The sequence below is a fragment of the Pseudomonas sp. T8 genome, from assembly GCF_024610635.1.
In the GTDB taxonomy this organism is placed as follows: Bacteria; Pseudomonadota; Gammaproteobacteria; order Pseudomonadales; family Pseudomonadaceae; genus Aquipseudomonas; species Aquipseudomonas chlororaphis_I.
The window spans coordinates 1367204-1384080 of the sequence record NZ_CP102374.1 but is presented as its reverse complement, the minus strand read 5'-3'; the positions used below and the strand labels follow the sequence as shown (position 1 = coordinate 1384080).

17 protein-coding genes are annotated in these 16877 nt (G+C 63.3%); 13 read left to right on the top strand and 4 right to left on the bottom strand.

What is annotated here, in order from left to right:
- The first annotated feature begins 194 nt into the window (after positions 1-194).
- The 3 genes from NRG23_RS05950 (at position 195) to NRG23_RS05940 (ending at position 3221) form a co-directional block, all read left to right on the top strand.
- A complete protein-coding gene (locus tag NRG23_RS05950) occupies positions 195-677 on the top strand; it encodes a cupin domain-containing protein (protein ID WP_016704557.1) in 483 nt (160 codons plus the stop codon).
- Between the two features lie 360 nt (positions 678-1037).
- Positions 1038-2777, top strand: coding sequence for a SulP family inorganic anion transporter (locus NRG23_RS05945; RefSeq protein ID WP_257373982.1), 1740 nt, complete (start codon positions 1038-1040; stop codon positions 2775-2777).
- A gap of 51 nt (positions 2778-2828) precedes the next feature.
- A complete protein-coding gene (locus NRG23_RS05940; protein WP_257373981.1) occupies positions 2829-3221 on the top strand; it encodes a GFA family protein in 393 nt (130 codons plus the stop codon).
- Positions 3222-3234: 13 nt separating this feature from the next.
- Here the strand turns inward: NRG23_RS05940 and NRG23_RS05935 are convergent, their stop codons facing one another.
- Positions 3235-4263, bottom strand: a complete 1029-nt coding sequence (locus tag NRG23_RS05935; RefSeq protein ID WP_257373980.1) for a sterol desaturase family protein — start codon at positions 4261-4263, stop codon at positions 3235-3237.
- 151 nt (positions 4264-4414) lie between these two features.
- Here NRG23_RS05935 and NRG23_RS05930 point away from each other — a divergent pair, with 151 nt between their 5' ends.
- The 9 genes from NRG23_RS05930 to NRG23_RS05890 all read left to right on the top strand — a co-directional run bounded on the left by NRG23_RS05930 (position 4415) and on the right by NRG23_RS05890 (position 12966).
- Positions 4415-5329, top strand: a complete 915-nt coding sequence (locus NRG23_RS05930; RefSeq protein ID WP_009048602.1) for an AraC family transcriptional regulator — start codon at positions 4415-4417, stop codon at positions 5327-5329.
- Positions 5330-5396: 67 nt separating this feature from the next.
- Positions 5397-6047, top strand: coding sequence for an aldehyde dehydrogenase iron-sulfur subunit (locus NRG23_RS05925; protein WP_009048603.1), 651 nt, complete (start codon positions 5397-5399; stop codon positions 6045-6047).
- Positions 6048-6051: 4 nt separating this feature from the next.
- Positions 6052-7047 carry a xanthine dehydrogenase family protein subunit M gene (locus NRG23_RS05920; protein ID WP_028682374.1) on the top strand — a complete coding sequence of 332 codons (996 nt, stop codon included), beginning with the start codon at positions 6052-6054 and terminating at the stop codon, positions 7045-7047.
- Positions 7044-9296 carry a xanthine dehydrogenase family protein molybdopterin-binding subunit gene (locus NRG23_RS05915; protein WP_257373978.1) on the top strand — a complete coding sequence of 751 codons (2253 nt, stop codon included), beginning with the start codon at positions 7044-7046 and terminating at the stop codon, positions 9294-9296. The genes NRG23_RS05920 and NRG23_RS05915 overlap by 4 nt, the downstream gene beginning before the upstream one ends.
- A gap of 116 nt (positions 9297-9412) precedes the next feature.
- Positions 9413-10033: a LysE family translocator gene (locus NRG23_RS05910; RefSeq protein ID WP_257373977.1), complete on the top strand. Its 621-nt coding sequence runs from the start codon at positions 9413-9415 to the stop codon at positions 10031-10033.
- Between the two features lie 149 nt (positions 10034-10182).
- Positions 10183-10569 (top strand): hypothetical protein, encoded by a 387-nt coding sequence (locus NRG23_RS05905; protein ID WP_257373976.1) that lies wholly within the window; start codon positions 10183-10185, stop codon positions 10567-10569.
- Positions 10570-10709: 140 nt separating this feature from the next.
- Positions 10710-11099 (top strand): hypothetical protein, encoded by a 390-nt coding sequence (locus NRG23_RS05900; protein WP_257373975.1) that lies wholly within the window; start codon positions 10710-10712, stop codon positions 11097-11099.
- A gap of 263 nt (positions 11100-11362) precedes the next feature.
- Positions 11363-12274 (top strand): DUF6602 domain-containing protein, encoded by a 912-nt coding sequence (locus tag NRG23_RS05895; RefSeq protein WP_257373974.1) that lies wholly within the window; start codon positions 11363-11365, stop codon positions 12272-12274.
- A 104-nt stretch (positions 12275-12378) separates the two neighbouring features.
- Positions 12379-12966 (top strand): hypothetical protein, encoded by a 588-nt coding sequence (locus NRG23_RS05890; RefSeq protein ID WP_257373973.1) that lies wholly within the window; start codon positions 12379-12381, stop codon positions 12964-12966.
- A 179-nt stretch (positions 12967-13145) separates the two neighbouring features.
- On the opposite strand, the gene NRG23_RS05885 is transcribed toward NRG23_RS05890, so the two are convergent.
- Both NRG23_RS05885 and NRG23_RS05880 read right to left on the bottom strand, forming a co-directional pair.
- Entirely contained in the window at positions 13146-14105 is a 960-nt protein-coding gene (locus NRG23_RS05885; RefSeq protein WP_009048615.1) for an HlyD family secretion protein, read from the bottom strand.
- A gap of 3 nt (positions 14106-14108) precedes the next feature.
- Positions 14109-14462, bottom strand: coding sequence for a DUF3302 domain-containing protein (locus tag NRG23_RS05880; protein ID WP_016704572.1), 354 nt, complete (start codon positions 14460-14462; stop codon positions 14109-14111).
- Between the two features lie 233 nt (positions 14463-14695).
- Here NRG23_RS05880 and NRG23_RS05875 point away from each other — a divergent pair, with 233 nt between their 5' ends.
- Positions 14696-15898: a PrpF domain-containing protein gene (locus NRG23_RS05875; protein ID WP_257373972.1), complete on the top strand. Its 1203-nt coding sequence runs from the start codon at positions 14696-14698 to the stop codon at positions 15896-15898.
- 29 nt (positions 15899-15927) lie between these two features.
- Here the strand turns inward: NRG23_RS05875 and NRG23_RS05870 are convergent, their stop codons facing one another.
- Positions 15928-16869, bottom strand: a complete 942-nt coding sequence (locus NRG23_RS05870; protein ID WP_257373971.1) for an AraC family transcriptional regulator — start codon at positions 16867-16869, stop codon at positions 15928-15930.
- Positions 16870-16877 lie beyond the last annotated feature (8 nt).

Sequence of the window (16877 nt, the reverse complement as noted above, 5' to 3'; positions counted from 1 at the left end):
GGCCGATTGGCCGGCGGTTGCCTGTGCGGCAATACCCGTGCGCTATCAAGGCTGTTCGCAATGGATATATCCGCGCATCGGCGTTCGGCTATCGTCACCCTATATGACTCGATCGCGCAGCCGCTGTGCTTTTGCGTTGATGCTCTGTTGGCCGCTGCGATTCACCCACCGCTCTCAAACGCGAGGACATCACGATGAGCGCCCACAAAGCTGTCGCTGTTTCACTGGCCCTGCTCGGCGCGGCCTTCCTGGCCTCTGCCGCTCTGGCCGAGGGCACAGGGTTGATTGCCGCCACCCCCGCCGAACTGAAATGGACACCCGCGCCCTCGGTAGGGCCCGGGGTGATGATTTCGGTGATCGAAGGCGACCTGAAAAAACCAGAGCCCTTCACCATGCGCCTGATGCTGCCGGCCAACACGAAAGTCGGGGTGCATACCCATCCCGTGACCGAACGTGTCACCGTGATCTCGGGCACCTTCTACTTCGCCACCGGCGACACCTTCGACGCGGCCAAGGCCAAGGCCTATCACCCGGGCGACACCCTGATCATTCCCGTCGGTACACCGATGTACGCCGCCACTCAAAAACAGGAAACCGTGCTCCAGCTCCACGGCACGGGCCCCTGGGGGATCACCTACCTCAACCCGGCGGACGACCCCAGGAACAGCAAGCAGTAGCGAGCAGAGCCTGGCGGTGCATCCATCGGGCCTGACCTCGTTAACGCGGTGGTCACCTGGAAAAGGGGAACCGGGTTTGCACCCGGCAGGGTGAGCATTGGCTGAATTGGCTGGCGACTACCGGGCCAATACCGCGGGAGGACATTAGTTGCCAGCCGTGCTGTCGTTTGGGGGGAGGGCTGGCGACGGAGGACCGGCCGCGGTCTGTCACGGCGTCTGCCGAATCAGAGGACGCTCGATCCGCCGATATTTTGTTGAAAAGCCTGCAAAGAAAAACCGACTCTGCTTATCTCTCATCCAGGGCACGAGCTTTCGCGCCCGCCATACCCCTCGTCAAAGCCCCTGATCAAAGGTACCTCCATGCTGCTCGCCCGTTGGCTGCCAGGCTTGGCCAATCTCCTGCAATACCGCCGCGAATGGTTCAGGTACGACCTGCAGGCCGGGTTGTCGGTGGCGGCCGTGCAGATCCCGATTGCCATCGCCTACGCCCAGATTGTCGGGCTGCCGCCGCAGTACGGCTTGTATGCCTGCGTGTTGCCGATGATGGTCTATGCCCTGGTGGGCAGTTCGCGGCAGTTGATGGTCGGGCCGGATGCGGCCACCTGCGCCATGGTCGCCGGGGCGATCGCGCCCCTGGCGCTGGGCGATCCCGAGCGTCTGGCGCAACTGGCTGTGATTGTCACGGTGCTGGTCGGCCTGATGCTGATCGGCGCCGGCATCGCCCGGGCGGGGTTCATTGCCAGTTTTTTCTCGCGGCCCATCCTGATCGGCTATCTGAACGGCATCGGCTTGAGCCTGCTGGCCGGGCAACTGGGCAAGGTGCTGGGCTACAAAATCGAAGGCGAGGGTTTCATTCTCAGCCTGCTGAACATGCTGCAGCGGCTTGGCGAAACCCATTGGCCGACCCTGGCCATCGGCGCGGGCGCCCTGGCGCTGCTGATCTGGCTGCCGCGGCGCTTTGCGAGGCTGCCGGCGGCGCTGGTGACGGTGGCCATCGCCACCCTGTGCGTCGGCTTTCTGCGCCTGGACAGCTACGGCGTCTCCGTACTGGGCCCGATCCCTTCGGGCATGCCGCAGTTGAGCTGGCCGCAGACCAATATGGCCGAACTGAAAAGCCTGCTGCGCGATGCGCTGGGTATCGCCACGGTGAGTTTTTGCAGTGCGATGCTGACGGCCCGCAGCTTCGCCGCCAGGAACGGCTACACGGTCAATGCCAACCATGAGTTCCTGGCGCTGGGCGTGTCCAATATCGCCGCCGGGGTCTCCAGCGGTTTCGCCATCAGCGGCGCCGATTCGCGCACGGCGGTCAACAGCATGGTGGGGGGCAAGAGCCAGTTGGTGGGGATTATCGCTGCCCTGGTGATTGCCCTGATCCTGCTGTTCTTCACCGCGCCCATGGCCTGGATCCCCCAGGCGGCGCTGGGGGCGGTGCTGTTGATGGCGGGCTGGGGGCTGATCGACATCCAGGCGATGCGGGTTATCCGCAAGCTCAGCCGTTTCGAGTTCTGGCTGTGTGTGCTGACCACCCTGGGGGTGATTGGCGTGGGGGTGCTGCCGGGCATCATCGTCGCGGTGCTGCTGGCGATCCTGCGGCTGCTCAAAAGCATCTACCAGCCCACCGATGCGGTGCTGGGCTGGGTACGCGGGATCGAAGGCCAGGTCGATATCAGTCAATACCCGCAGGCGCGCACGCTGGCGGGGCTGGTGGTGTACCGCTTCGATGACGCGATCCTGTTTTTCAACGCCGACTACTTCAAGGCGCGCCTGCTGGAGGCGGTCGAGCGCGAGCCCGATCCCCGTGCCGTGCTGTTCGTCGCCGAGGCGGTGACCTCGATCGACGTCAGCGGCATCGTGGCCCTCAGGGAGGTGCGCGACACCCTGCTGGCGCGCGGCATCGTCCTGGGCATTGCCCGGCCGCACGGGACATTCCTGCGGATGCTGGTGCGTTCGGGCCTGGCGCGCGAGCTGGAGCAGAAGTTGTTGTTTTCCTCAGTACGCGCTGGCATTCGTGCTTATCGAGTCTGGCGCAATCAGCTGCAGCGTGAGGCGCTGAAAGAACCAGGCCGGGCCGGCGCCGCGCAACAGCCGTCCCATGACTGAACGCGGCCTTGGCCAGCCACCCGCAATGCTTGACCCAAGAGGAGGTGCAGCATGGAACGATTCACCGGCGGTTGCCTGTGCGGCAAGGTGCGGATCGTGGCGGCGGGGCGCCCGTACCGGGTCGGCCTGTGCCACTGCCTCGATTGTCGCAAGCACCATGGCGCGCTGTTCCATGCCTCGGCGATATTCCCCGAGGACGCGGTGACCATCGAGGGCGAAACCCGCGACTACGCCGGGCGGTTTTTCTGCCCGCACTGCGGCTCGTCGGTGTTTGCCCGCACGGCCGATGAAGTCGAAGTGAACCTGGGTTCCCTGGACGCCCCCGATCAACTCAAGCCCACTTACGAAAGCTGGACTGTTCGGCGCGAGTCCTGGTTGCCGGCGTTTCCACTCGCCAGGTGCTACGAGCGTGATCGTGATGCCAGCAGTCGTTTCGAGGAATAGCGGGCGCCCCGGCTTATGAATAGGGCGTTTGCGGCGCCACCCCGCGCGGGCGTTTGGCCAGAAGCTTGCGGGCGGTCTCGACGAAGGGCGTGACGATCAGGCTGTAGACCGTCAGGTAACGTTGCGAGTCCTGCTCCCCGGTGCCGAAGCGCAGCGGCTCGGGTGTCGAGCGGGTGACGTAGAGCGTGCCGAACATCCAGTCCCACAGGGACAGGTTGGTGCCGAAGTTGCGGTTGAAGTGGCGGGGCGCGTCACTGTGATGGATCTGGTGCTGGGCCGGGCTGTTCAGCACATGCTCGAGCCGCGGGCCGAACGACAGCCAGACATGGCTGTGCCGCAGGTTGGCCGCCAGGCTGTTGAAGATGAACACCAGGTAGGTCACGCCGAACAGGGTGTAGCGGCTGATCTCGCCACCGCAGGCGTACCAGAAACCACCAGCGTAGAGGCCCAGGCACAGGCCGATGCTCAGTTTCTCGACGATCTTTTCCACGAAGTGCACCCGGCTCGCCGTCGCCGGGACCAGCACCGGCGCCGAGTGATGGACCTTGTGGAATTCCCACAGCCAGCGCGAGTGAAAGGCCCGGTGCGCCCAGTAATGGATGAAGTCCTTGAGCAGGAACAGCCCCAGCCCGTAGAGCAGCGACAGCCCGAGGTTCTGCCCCAGGCGCGGGCGCTCGCCCCAGAGGTTGCTGAAAAAGGCCAGGTAATCCCCGGAGCGCAGGATGTAAGGGTCGACCAAGTGGACGATGGGCAGCACCAGCGCGACCTTGAGGATGGCGCGCACGAAGTAGTAGCGATAATCCAGCAGCGCCGAGCGGTGCAAGTGCACCCGGCCGCCGCCGATGAAGTGCCAGAACGAGTGGGCGTCGCTCAGGCCGCGGCGCTTCCTGAAGCGGAACAGGCCATAGGCGACGCCGTAGGACACGCACAGGAACAACAGCCCGAGCCGGCCGTTCAGATTGAAAATGCCGAGAAACTGTTGGGTAACAGGGGCGATCACCCAGTCGATCAGGTGCTTATAGACAAGCGACAGAGCATCCACGAAACGCCAGCCTCAGGCAAAGGGATGGCATTGTAAATCAGTTCGGTTTGGCCGGGGATTGCCCCAGGTCGCTTCTTTTTCGCTTGGAAGTTGCCAGTGATCCTGGGGTACGCTGGCCGCTCGCTGTATCCCACGGGGAGGTGCCTGGTTTATGAGCGTATCAAGGGAATCCGCAAACCTGTCGCTGGAGCCCCGGGTCGGCGCGGGCTGCATCCGGGCGCGGGGCGCCGAGGGCGCGGTGCTGCAATCGGCATCGCTGTTCGATGGCCTGGTGACTATCGATCACCGCCGCTGGGCCTGCCGCGAGGCCGAGCTCAGCTGGACGGCGCCGCAGCACGTGGTGATCCTCACCGAGCGCGGGGTCACGGCCAAGACCCATATCCGCAGCAGCTCGACGCTCAATTACCGGGGCTGCGACCGCCCCGGGTCGATCAGCTTCGTGCCGGCCGGCGTCGAGCGCCAGGGCTATTTTCGCGAGGCCGACCTGATCTATACCGCCCTGTGGATCGACACGACCCTGGATTTCCCAGGCTGCCCGCAACTGGCCGAGCTGCCCATGCGCATCAACAGCGGCGATGGGGTGATCCACTCGCTGCTCGCCGCCCTCAGCGCCGAGATGGTCAGCGGGCAGGTCCTGGAAGCCAGCTATATAGAGCATCTGGTGGCGCTGGTGGCGCTGCGTTTGGGGCGGGTCGATATCGCCAGCGCTGGCCACGGGCGCCTGGGGCCGCATTTGCTCAAGCGCTTGCGCGACTACGTCGATGCGCGCATCGACGGCAGCCTCTCGCTGACCGAACTGGCGCGGATCGCTGGCATGCCTGTCGACACCTTCGCCCGTCACTTCAAGGCCGAGACCGGCATGGCGCCCTATGCCTACGTGATCGAGCGCCGGGTGCGCCGCGCCGAAAGCCTGCTGCGGGCCGGCAGCATGCCGATCAGCGCCATGGCGCTGGAGCTGGGGTTCTCCAGCCAGAGCCACTTCACCTCGACCTTCAGGCGCATCACCGGGACCACCCCGAGCAGCTACCGGCAGCAGGCTTCCCGAATCCTGACAAGCTCGTCCTGATACCTGAAAGAACGGCGCCACGCCCTTGGCGATACTCGCGTCCAGCCGTTCATTTCAGGAGAGCACCATGCAAGACCTGGACTCACCGCGTCCGTCGCGCCGCGCGCTGCTGCAAGCCGGGGCCGCCGCCAGCCTGTTATGGGTAGGCGTTGGCAGGGCCCAACCCCAGTCCGCCCCGGGGCTATCTGAACCCGTTCGCCCGTTGCCATCCCAGGCGATCACCCTGCGCATCAACGCCAGCGACCAGTTGCTGGACCTCGACCCACGCACCACGTTGCTCGACGCACTGCGCCATCAACTGGGCATGACCGGCTCGAAGAAGGGTTGCGACCACGGCCAGTGCGGCGCCTGCACGGTGCTGGTGAATGGCCGCCGGATCAACGCCTGCCTGAGCCTGGCGGTCATGCATGACGGCGACGAGATCACCACCATCGAGGGGTTGGCCAATGGCGACCTGCTGCACCCCCTGCAGGCGGCCTTTATCGCCCGTGATGCCTTCCAGTGCGGCTATTGCACGCCGGGGCAGATCTGCTCGGCGGTCGGCATGCTGCAGGAGGTGCGCGCCGGCTGGCCCAGCCATGTCACCGATGACCTGACGGGCCAGCCCGTCGCCCTGAGCGACGGGGAGATCCGTGAGCGCATGAGCGGCAACCTGTGCCGCTGCGCCGCCTATCCGAACATCGTCGCCGCCATCCGCGACGCCGCCGAGGAGGCCTGAACCCATGCTGCCTTTCAGCTATGCGCGCGCGAGCGACGTACAGCAGGCCGTCAGCCTGATGGCCGCGCAGCCCCAGGCGCGTTTTATCGCCGGCGGCACCAACCTGATCGACTTGATGAAGCTGGGCATCGAGCGGCCCACGCACCTGATCGATATCAGCCGCTTGCCCCTGGCCACGATCGAGGACAGCGCCGACGGCGGCCTGCGCATCGGCGCCCAGGTGCGCAACAGCGACCTGGCCGCCGACAGCCGTGTCCGCGAGCGCTACCCGTTGCTGTCCCAGGCGCTGTTGGCCGGTGCCTCGGGGCAGATCCGCAACAAGGCCTCGGCCGCGGGCAACCTGCTGCAACGCACGCGCTGCCCGTACTTCTACGACCCGGGCATGGCCTGCAACAAGCGCGAACCCGGCAGCGGCTGCTCGGCCCAGCAGGGGCACAACCGCATGCACGCGATTCTCGGCGCCAGCGAAGCCTGCATCGCGGTGCATCCCTCGGACATGGCAGTGGCCATGGTCGCCCTGGAGGCGCGGGTGGAGACGGTCCTGCCCGGCGGCCAGCGCCGCTCCCTGGCCCTGGATCAGCTGTACCGCCTGCCCGGGGCGACGCCCGAGGTCGAAACCCAACTGGCCCATGGCGAGATGATCGTGGCTATTACATTGCCGCCGCCACCACCGGGGCGGCAGCTGTATCGCAAGGTGCGCGATCGCTCTTCCTATGCTTTCGCCCTGGTCGCCGTGGCGCTGGTGGTCGAGGTTCGCGCGGGGCAGATCCGCACGGCCCGCATCGCCCTCGGCGGCGTCGCTGCCAAACCCTGGCGGGCCACGGCGGCGGAGCAGGCGTTGCTCGGCCAGCCGTCCGCTATGGCGGTTTACCAGCACGCCGCCGACATCGCCCTGGCCGACGCGCGCGGGCAGGGCGGCAACGATTTCAAGATCCCCCTGGCCAAACGCACCCTGCGCCAGCTGCTGGCCAGCGCCACCCAAGAGCGAGCATCGGCATGAGCACATCAGGACCCACCGCATCCGTCGCCAACAGCCCCATCGGCCAACCGCTGGACCGGGTCGATGGCCGGCTGAAAGTCACCGGCCGCGCGACCTACGCCTACGAGCAGCGGGAAATGGGCGACACCGCCTATGGCTACATCCTCGGGGCGACCATCGCCCGGGGCCGCATCAGTGCGATCGACACCCGCGAGGCCGAACGGACGCCGGGCGTGCTCTATGTCATGACCCATCGCAACGCCCCCGCCCAGGTGGCATTCGGCCCCGCAGTGACGCCGACCACGGCCGAGGTGTTCAGCCGATCGCGTCCGGTGTTGGCGACCGATGCTGTGCGTTACTACGATGAACCGGTGGCGCTGGTGGTCGCTGCATCCTTCGAGGCCGCGCGAGCGGCGGCGCGCCTGATTCGCGTGAGCTACACCCCCGAGCAGGGCGACTTCGAGCTCGCTTCACGCCTGGCCCAGGCCTACATCCCGCCGCGGACCAACGCCGGTCTCCAGACCGACAGTACCGTCGGCGATTTCGAGTCGGGGTTCGCCAATGCGCCGGTCAAGCTCGACAGCACCTACAGCACCCCGCACCAGAGCCACGTGGCGATGGAGCCCCATGCCTCCATCGCGGTCTGGTCCGGGGACGACCTGACCCTCTATACCTCGGCGCAAACCCTGGCGAACTTCCGCGCCGGCCTGGCCAGTACCCTGGGCATCGAGCCGGCGCGGGTGCGCATCGTCAGCCCTTATATCGGCGGCGGTTTCGGCTCCAAGCTGATCATTCATCCCGACGCGGTGCTGGCGGCGCTCGCCGCCCGGGTGCTCAAGCGCCCGGTGAAGGTAGCCCTGACTCGCCAGCAGATATTCGCCAACGCCGGCTATCGCCCGGCCATGCAGCATCGGGTGCGGCTGGCGGCGGAGCACAACGGCAAGCTGACGGCCCTGGGGCATGACGTCTGGTCGAGCACCTCGCGCTTCGAAGAGTACTGCGAGCAGACCGCGGTGTTTGCCCGCTCGCTGTATGCGGCGCCGAATCGCCTGACCCGCCATCGGCTGGTGCCGGTCGACCTCAATCGCGGCGAGTGGATGCGCTCGCCGGGCGAGGCGCCGGGCATGCTCGCCTTCGAAAGCGCCATGGACGAGCTGGCCGAACGCCTGGACCTGGACCCCATCGAACTGCGGGTGCGCAATGAGCCGGAACTGGACCCCGAACTCGGCGTGCCGTTCGCCTCGCGCAATCTGCTGGCCTGTATGCAGACCGGCGCCGAGCGCTTCGGCTGGAGCCGCCGCCAGCCCAAGCCCGGCAGCGTGCGCGAGGGCCGCAAGCTGATCGGCATGGGCATGGCCGCGGCGATCCGGCCCAACTACCTGGGGCTGTCCAGGGCCCTGGTGAGCCTGGGCCCGACCGGGCGGGTGCTGGTGCGCCTGGACATGACCGATATCGGCACCGGCACCTACACCATCCTGACCCAGGTCGCCGCCCACAGCCTGGGCGTGCCGATGGCGGCGGTGCAGGTGCAGCTGGGCGACAGCCGCTTTGCGCAGACCTCGGGCTCTGGCGGTTCCTGGGGGGCGGCCAGTTCCAGCTCGGCGGTGGAGGCCGCCTGCCAGGCCTTGAAACAGCGGATCATCCAGGCCGCCGGCGCGCCTTACAACCAGGCGCCGGTACGCTTCGCCGACGGCCGTATCAGCACCGGCGAGCGCTCGGAGCGCCTCAGCGACCTGTTGCTGCGAGTGGCCCCCGCGGGGTTGCAGGCAGAAGGCAGCGTCGGGCCGATGGGGGAGGACTACAAGCGGTTTTCCCAGATTTCCAATGGCGCGCATTTCGCCGAAGTCGCGGTGGACATCGACACCGGCGAAGTCCGCCTGCGGCGCATGCTCGCGGTGATCGGCGCCGGGCGCATCCTCAACCCCAAGACCGCGCGCTCGCAGATCCTCGGCGGCATGACCTGGGGCGTCGGCGCGGCGCTGATGGAACAGACCCTGCTCGACACCCGCCACGGGCACTTCGTCAACCATGACCTGGCCGAGTACCTGGTGCCGGTCAATGCCGATATCGCGGCGATGGATGTGCTGTTTCTCGAAGAACCCGATACCAGGGCCAACGCCCTGGGCGTCAAGGGCCTGGGCGAGCTGGGCGTGTGCGGGGCCGGGGCGGCCCTGGCCAATGCTGTCTACAACGCTACCGGCATTCGCGTGCGCGAGTTTCCATTGACGCTGGACAAACTGCTGCCCGGGCTGGCCGCCATGGAGGGCTAGGCGCGGCCGCATCGACAAAAATCTCGACGGCCTGCGCTGGATTGGGCAGGCTTGTAGGGCTGCGGCAGCCCGGTCGGCTGCTGTGGAACTCAAGCCATCAGCCGACGGACGCCTCCATGAACCTTGCCACCCTGATGCTCTTCCTCCCGGCCTGTTTCGCCCTGAACATGGCGCCAGGGCCGAACAATCTGTTGTCGATCCGCAATGCCACCACCTATGGCTTTCGCGCGTCCTGCCTGGCGGGAGCAGGGCGGCTGGCCGCCTTCGCGGTGATGATTGCCCTGGCCGCGGCCGGGCTGGCGGTGGTGCTGCAAGCCTCGGAACTGCTGTTCCACGGGATCAAGATTCTCGGCGCTGGCTACCTGCTGTACCTGGCGTACCAGCTGTGGACCGCGGATACCCAGGTCGAGGCCGAGAACAAGACCGCGCCACTGGGCCTGCTGGCCTTGGCCCGGCAGGAGTTTTTGGTGGCCATTGGCAACCCCAAAGCCATCCTCATCTTCACCGCCTTCCTGCCGCAGTTCGTCGACCCTCAAGCACCGGTGTCCACCCAGTTCCTGGTGCTGGGCGCGCTGTTCCTGATCCTGGAATGGATCGCCATCAGCGCCTACGCCTACATGGGCCTGCACATGCGCCGCTGGTTCGCCGAGCCGCGGGGCAAGAAGCTCTTCAACCGTTGCTGCGCGGTGCTGTTGTCGGGGGCGGCTTCGGTGTTGCTGTTGGCGCGGCGGGCGTGAGCCGGTCGTGCAAAATGGCCAACCTTAGGCGTCGGATCATGGTGGGGCGGCGTGGCATGAGAGGGTGATGGCTTTTTAATATCGAATCGCGGAACTTATCTCTATTGCTGCGTCCAACAAGGCACCACGAATTGACTCGGAATGCCTGGATGTCCAGAAATCGGATCGCTAGCCTGCTTACCCGCTCTTTGATCGCGGCAACGATGATGGGCATCGTGCCTGTTTCATTCGGTGCCACCGCTCAGGACATTGAGCACCTCCTGCACTCAAACATGGATCAAAGAAACCAGGAAGTTCAGCAACGGGCCGACGAGGAGGCGCGTCAGGCGAGAGAACGACTGCGTCAGCTCGGAGAGCAGAATCGTCAACAGGCGAAGGAGCTCGAAGAGAGGGGCCGGCGCCTGGCACAGGAGCGAGAAGAAGCCGCTCGTAAAGCTCGGGATGAAGCGAGGGAAAAGCAATTGCGTGAAGAAGCCGAGCAGGCGAACCAAGACGTTTCATCCGCCAAAAGCCGCGCTGCTGTTCCCGTTCATTGAAACAGACGCCACCTCCCTATGAATCGCCCCTGATTTCCCGGACGAATCCACAGCTAAAAGCAGCCTGAACGTGAAAGATCTGTGCGCACTCGTCAGGTCTGAACATAATCTGCCACCTTGAATCTGGTCCTCGGTGTCGTATGGACGAATATCAATTTACGCTCGAGCAGCTAGCATCGCGCACTGGCACCCATCCGATGGATAAGCAGGTGAGAAACTGCCTGCTCAGTCTCCCAAGGGCTGAGAGGGTCGATTTTTTAAAACGTTTATGGCCCATGAACTACCAGTACACACTCGTACTGATTCAAGCGGCGCAGTTGTCCAGGCAGGAAAACGAGCACCTACTCAGATACTGGCTTCGTTTAGGCCAACACAATGTGGCTGAGAAACTCATCCAGCGGATGGAGCCGATTCTTGGGGAAAAGAAATTTTGGCAAATAGCATCTGAAGAGAAGCTTTCATCGGCTATGCGGGATCTTATGAACTACCACAGCCATGGACGCCTGGATTTGTTGCTCAGTCGGGAGTGAGCGTATGGCCGCTCCGGGTCGATGGCAGCCCTTCGTTACAGGCAGAAAACGGCCAAAAGCAGACCATAGACACGTCGCTTATCCGTTACTAGTGTGCACACAGATAATGTCGCTTTTCCTCCTGGTCGCATGTCGCGTTCCTGGTGCGACACTCGAGTAGAACAATGAGTTACACACGGGCAAGAAACGTTATCAGACACAATCGGCGAAAAGCATTACGCCATTCGTGTCGTCTATTTATAGTTGGACCCTGGAGAAAGCTTGTGAATGATGACCAGTTCCGTAAAAAAATTAGAAGCGAATTAGGGACCCAACAATGCAATTTTACCTTCCTCCCCAAGTGGAACAGAGAAACCCTCGAGGGGCTTAGCTCAGCATTCAAACAAAAAGAGCTAATTAAGCATCCTCGTCACAGAGGTGACTCTAGGGAGCTTGATTTCATAGAAATATTATCCTCCAGTATTCCTGCCTCCATTAGAATCTCCAAGGGGTTTGGGTTAAATACCTCATCACTTGTTAGCCACGAACAGGACTGTTTACTACTAAACACAGAAAGTGCCTGGGCCCTTGCTGGTGGAGGGGGCGTCTCTTATTTTCCAATAGAGTCAATACTTGGCTCTATAGAAGTAAAATCGCGCCTAACTATATCCGAGCTAAGGAAGTCCATTCTTAACTGTGTAAGCCTAAAAAAAGTTTTGTACCCTGGGCTACCTTATTCTGAAGAAAAAAAGCCAAAGGAGCGCATTTGCTACTCGATATTTGCCTACTCATCGAGCATCGAACTTTCTAAGCTTCCAAAGGTTATTCGTGAGCTTCAGCGAGATATACCGCCAGCACTACGAATCAATATGATTTATCTCTTGGGGAAAGGGCTTATTCTTCCAGGAGACGGGAGCTACGAACTGAACTTCGAGCAGATACATCGTAACGACCTTGACTTTGGGGCGCTAGACGGTCTTCGCAGTGATTATTTCTCGGCTGATGCTGCATTACGTGATCACACCGTTACTTTTCAATGGTTTATCGCGAACAACATTGATCACTGCCTATTTGAACGATCAATACGAAAAATACCAAGCTACAGCTCATATGTTTTTCATCCAATATCAATTCAGATGTCTCTTGAAAAAATATTCAACGAACATAACTCGAAATCTGCTGAGCGAAAGGTGTAAAACTGCAATATGCATCCCCATGCCGCAGTCGAACAGCGGCCTAACAAACGGTTCAAGTCGTTCGTTTAGCTCGCCGGCCCCTTAACCAAACGTTAGGACACACCATGGATCCGATCGCTTCATTTCTTTGGGATATTTTCAAAAACGTTCTCGGCAACCGCGCTGATGCATTCTTCTTCGGAAAGAACGAGCCCGAGCCAGGACCGCCGGAGGTCGAAGAAGTACCAGCTCCCGAAAAGCTGGACGAGAAGGTCACCGCCAAAGCCCGCAGATTCAAGACATTTGATGCCGTATACGACCTAGAAATGATTCTGTCTTACGTCGATGCCCCGATTGTTCACCTCCTCATTGAGGATAGTCCAAGCTCTGCCTACAACCTCCCTGGCTATGTCCTCGAATCTGGAAGCACGGGAGAGTGGTTTGTATTTTCCCGTGGCCGTTTGGCGCTTCAAGGCTGCGGTGGCGGACATCACAACACTGAAGGCGTCTTTTCCCTCCTCTCCGCAAAGAAGACAACGATTGGAGCATGGGTGGTCGAAAAGAAACTTCTTGATCTATTCGAGAATGGTCAAGCGTTATGGCCAGAGGTCAAGCAACAAGCAGTTCCGCTGCTGGCATTTCTTTCTGAGGAATACTCGTGGTCGGAAATTCAAAAGCAATTTCGCGCCCTGAGTGCTAATAATGCTTCCTAACCCTACGATCAACCGAACTCTGTGCGATAAAGCCGCGCAGCTCCGGTTTGCTCCACGTTAGCGTTCGCTTAGGTGCGAAAGTGACCTGATGCGAGTGGCTCCTTTTGGCTGTGGATTCAACCGGTGCTGAAATCAAGCACCCTTGCAACATGCCGAGCATCAAGCCCGACCCCATCTCATCAATGGAACGGAAAGATGTAGTTCATCCAGGCCGACATGCGCAGGAGGATCTTGCGCATGATCGCCACATGGTGGAAGTGCTGGCTGTAGAGCGCCGCCTGGCCATAGGCGCCACCGGGCATGAGTTTGGCGTAGGGCAGGTAGTCCGGGTCGGTGATTTCGATGACCACCGGCACCCGCCCCGGCGGCGGGGAGCCGGTGTAGCTCAGCAGGGTGCCGGACGGTTGTACCTGTCCTTCGCCGATCACCGTGATGACGTTCTTGACCCGGCCCTTGAACACCCTGCCGGGGATACCGTCGAACGCCACTTCCGCCTCGTCCCCCGGGACCAGGCGCAGCAGGCTGTTCTGGCGCATCCAGGCGGAAAAATAATGGCCCTCGTCGGGAATGAACACCATCGACGGGCGCAGCGGCAGCTTGCTCGCCATCATCCCCGGGCGCAGCGACACATGGGTGACGAAGCCTCGGCTCGGGGCGCGGACCACGGTGCTGTCCAGCTCGAACTGGGCGTTGTCGATCTGAGCCTGCAGGTCGTCGACCCGGGCAATCGCGGCTTCCTGCTCGCGGCGGGTGCCGAAGTTGCGCTTGATCAACTCGTTGATCCGGTACAGGTCGCCCCGCGCCGCCAGTTGCTGGGCCTTGAGCGACTTGAGCCGGTTCTCGAAAGGTTCGGGGTCGATGCGAAACAGCACGTCGCCTGGCTCCAGCGGCGTGTTGCCCTGGACCGGCACCTCGATCACCCGGCCGGTGACGACCGGAATCACCGGCACCGAGACGAAGTAGGAGCGCGCCACTTCCGAATAGGGGTGGTTGTAGTTCATCAGGAAAATCAGCGCGCCGATCAACACCACGCCGCCCAGCACGGCGGTGGGCACCGTCCATTTGTTCAGCGGGATACGGAAGATCTTGAAGATGGCCACGCAGATGGCGGTGTAGGTCAGGATCAGTAACAGGTCCATGGGTCACATTTTCCCTTCCGGGCGGGACCCGGCCTGGGCTTGTCCTTCCAGTCGCTCGACCCGCTGCCGCAGCTCGGCCAGCTCTTGCGCCAGAGCCTTTTCGCCCTGCATCCGCGCCTTGTCGGTGGCAAAGCCCCAGCCCCGATCCTCGCGGTACAACATGGCCCAGATCCACAGGAACGGCCACAGGGCATGGAGCGTGAACAGGCTGACCCAGCCTGCCGCGTGAATGGCGTCCTGGTGGGGGTGGTTCCGATGGACGGCAATTTCGTAGGGAATGTCGTGCAGGACGATGATTCCGTAGAACAGGACTATTCCGGCGAAGATAAGCATGCCCAGCGCAATCTGATCGAGCATGATTCGCCTCCCGGAAGCCTTCAGCCCGCACGCAACCGCTTATGAAGCACCTTGGTCAGCCTCGGCCATGGGACAGCTCGATGGCGCGGGCCTTGCAATCCATACTAGTTCAAGTTCGTTCATCTGCCGGGCTGCCTTCCAGGGCGCGCGCGCAGCCCTGAACCTGGAAAGCTGCGCTCGCGCGGGCAGCGGTTTATGATCCTTGCCTGTCGTCCATCACTGCGAGTCCGATCATGCCTTTTGAACTGGACCTTCCCGAAGTCCGCGCCGGTATCCTTGAGTTCCCGGTCTGGCATGCACGCGGTGGTACGTCCACCGGGCTGATCCTGGCTCGCGAAACCCTGCCCGAGGACCCGGCGCTGGTCGAGGAGTTGCTGCGGCACTTGATGGGCGTACCGCTGAGCGGCGACCTGCCGGGCAATAACCAGATCACCGGCCTGGGCCGTGGCGGGCCCACCAGCAACAAGGTGTTCATCGCTGAGCGGCGGCCCGGCGAGTCGCGTCTGGTCAGCACCCTGGCGCAGCTGGCGGCGGGTAAAAGCGCGATCGACTGGAGCGTCAACTGCGGCAACATGTCGGCGGCCTTGCCCCTGTATGCCCTGGAGCGTGGCTGGCTGAGCCCGGACGAGGACAGCGCGCAGATCGAGATCTTCAACAGCAATACCCAGACCACCATGCTCGCGCGCCTGGCGTTCCGCGACGGTCGCCTGCTGAGCGATACGCGGATTCCTGGGGTCAATGGCGTATTCCCCGGGGTCGACCTGTTTCTCAGCGACCCGGTGGGGGCCAAGACCGGCCAGCTGTTTCCCACCGGGCAGCGCATCGACCTGCTCGACGGCGTGCGCGCCACCTGCCTCGATGTGGCGGTGCCGATGGTCATCGTCCAGGCCGCGGACCTGGGCAAGACCGGCCTGGAAACCCCGGCGCAGCTGGATGCCGATGCCGAGTTCAAGGCGCGGCTGATCAGCCTGATGGTGCAGGGCGGCCTGCGCATGCAATTGCGCAACCGCAGCGGCGCCCTGATGAGCGCCGAGGAGCTGCAACGCAGCGAAACCCTGCCGAAGATCTGCATCGTCAGCCCGGCCCAGGGCGCGGGCGATATCAACACCCGTTATTTCACCCCGCAGAATGCCCATCCTTCATTGGCCGTCTCCGGTGGTTGCTGCCTGGCCGCCGCCTGCCTGGCGCAAGGCACCGTGGCCCATGAACTGCTCAAGACGCCCAAGTCGCTGAGCGCCACCACGGCGGAATACCCGGTGTCGATCGAAAATCCGGCAGGGGTGCTGGACACCTTGATCACCGCGCGCGAGGAGGGCGGTTCGATGCGCATCGACGCGGCCGCCTACCGGCGCAGCGCGCAGATCCTGCTCAAGGGCCGGGTGCCGCTGTACAACGCCTCGGCGGCGTTGTTCGAGGCGTTGCAAGGGCGGGGCTGAATCCCGCATCCAGCAGGCAGCAAATCCGCTCAAGCCTGTGAGCGGTATTCGCTGGGAGCGACCCCGAACTCGCGGCGAAAGGCCCGGCTGAAGGCCGCCTCGGATTCATAACCCAGCTGTTCGGCGATCTGCGAAATGCGCAGGCTGGAGGTCTGCAGGCGCTGACCGGCCAGTTGCATGCGCCAGTGCATCAGGTAGCGCATCGGCGATTGGCCCACCAGGTGGGTGAAACGTTGCGCCAGGTTGGAGCGCGACTGGTTGACCAGGCCGGCCAGGCGCTCGACGCTCCACGCCGCGCCCGGCTCGGCGTGCAACAGCGCCAGTGCCTGGCCGATCAGCGGGTCGCGCAGGGCGGCGATCCAGCCGCTGATCCCTTGCGGGGCATGGGCCAGCCAATGGCGCACGGCCCAGATAAACATCAGGTCGATGATCCGCGACAGCATGATGGTGCTGCCGATCGAAGGGTTGCGCACCTCCTTCTGCATCGCCGCCACGGTCAGCGACAGCCATTCACGGGAGCCGATCAGGTCGCTCGGGTCCTCGCCCTGGCAACTGACTTGCAGCACCCCGGGCAAGCCCTGGATCAAGGCCTGGCCACACCCGCCCTCGAACCGGAAGACGCCGCTGGTGATGCGCGCCGGCAGGCCCGGGCTGGCATCCGCAGCGCGTTGCAGTTGATGAGCCTGGCCGTGGGGCACGAACAGGATGTCCCCGGGGACCAGGGACGTGGTTTCGTTATTGCCATTGAGCCTGAGCTGGCAGCCGGCGTCCTGGATCACATGGAAACAGGCGCCGCCCGCCGCTTGCTGCAACAGCTGGCCGGGTTGCAGTAGCGTCTCGCCCAGCAGCTCGCCACGCATCCGCGCCAGGCTGAACACTTCGAAAAACACATCGGCGGCCGGGTGCCTGAGGTCGGATGGCGAGGCGGTTGGAGTCAGGTGTCTCTGCACAGTCTTCGGCTTTTCGGTCATGGTCGGTC

What these genes read in the sequence shown, in the direction of transcription:
- NRG23_RS05945 (WP_257373982.1), top strand. Translation starts at nt 1,038, where the DNA reads ATGCTGCTCGCCCGTTGGCTGCCAGGCTTGGCCAATCTCCTGCAATAC.
- NRG23_RS05920 (WP_028682374.1), top strand. Translation starts at nt 6,052, where the DNA reads ATGCTGCCTTTCAGCTATGCGCGCGCGAGCGACGTACAGCAGGCCGTC.
- NRG23_RS05925 (WP_009048603.1), top strand. Translation starts at nt 5,397, where the DNA reads ATGCAAGACCTGGACTCACCGCGTCCGTCGCGCCGCGCGCTGCTGCAA.
- NRG23_RS05885 (WP_009048615.1), bottom strand. Translation starts at nt 14,105, where the DNA reads ATGGACCTGTTACTGATCCTGACCTACACCGCCATCTGCGTGGCCATC.
- NRG23_RS05940 (WP_257373981.1), top strand. Translation starts at nt 2,829, where the DNA reads ATGGAACGATTCACCGGCGGTTGCCTGTGCGGCAAGGTGCGGATCGTG.
- NRG23_RS05950 (WP_016704557.1), top strand. Translation starts at nt 195, where the DNA reads ATGAGCGCCCACAAAGCTGTCGCTGTTTCACTGGCCCTGCTCGGCGCG.
- NRG23_RS05915 (WP_257373978.1), top strand. Translation starts at nt 7,044, where the DNA reads ATGAGCACATCAGGACCCACCGCATCCGTCGCCAACAGCCCCATCGGC.
- NRG23_RS05900 (WP_257373975.1), top strand. Translation starts at nt 10,710, where the DNA reads ATGGACGAATATCAATTTACGCTCGAGCAGCTAGCATCGCGCACTGGC.
- NRG23_RS05890 (WP_257373973.1), top strand. Translation starts at nt 12,379, where the DNA reads ATGGATCCGATCGCTTCATTTCTTTGGGATATTTTCAAAAACGTTCTC.
- NRG23_RS05905 (WP_257373976.1), top strand. Translation starts at nt 10,183, where the DNA reads ATGTCCAGAAATCGGATCGCTAGCCTGCTTACCCGCTCTTTGATCGCG.
- NRG23_RS05880 (WP_016704572.1), bottom strand. Translation starts at nt 14,462, where the DNA reads ATGCTCGATCAGATTGCGCTGGGCATGCTTATCTTCGCCGGAATAGTC.
- NRG23_RS05870 (WP_257373971.1), bottom strand. Translation starts at nt 16,869, where the DNA reads ATGACCGAAAAGCCGAAGACTGTGCAGAGACACCTGACTCCAACCGCC.
- NRG23_RS05930 (WP_009048602.1), top strand. Translation starts at nt 4,415, where the DNA reads ATGAGCGTATCAAGGGAATCCGCAAACCTGTCGCTGGAGCCCCGGGTC.
- NRG23_RS05910 (WP_257373977.1), top strand. Translation starts at nt 9,413, where the DNA reads ATGAACCTTGCCACCCTGATGCTCTTCCTCCCGGCCTGTTTCGCCCTG.
- NRG23_RS05875 (WP_257373972.1), top strand. Translation starts at nt 14,696, where the DNA reads ATGCCTTTTGAACTGGACCTTCCCGAAGTCCGCGCCGGTATCCTTGAG.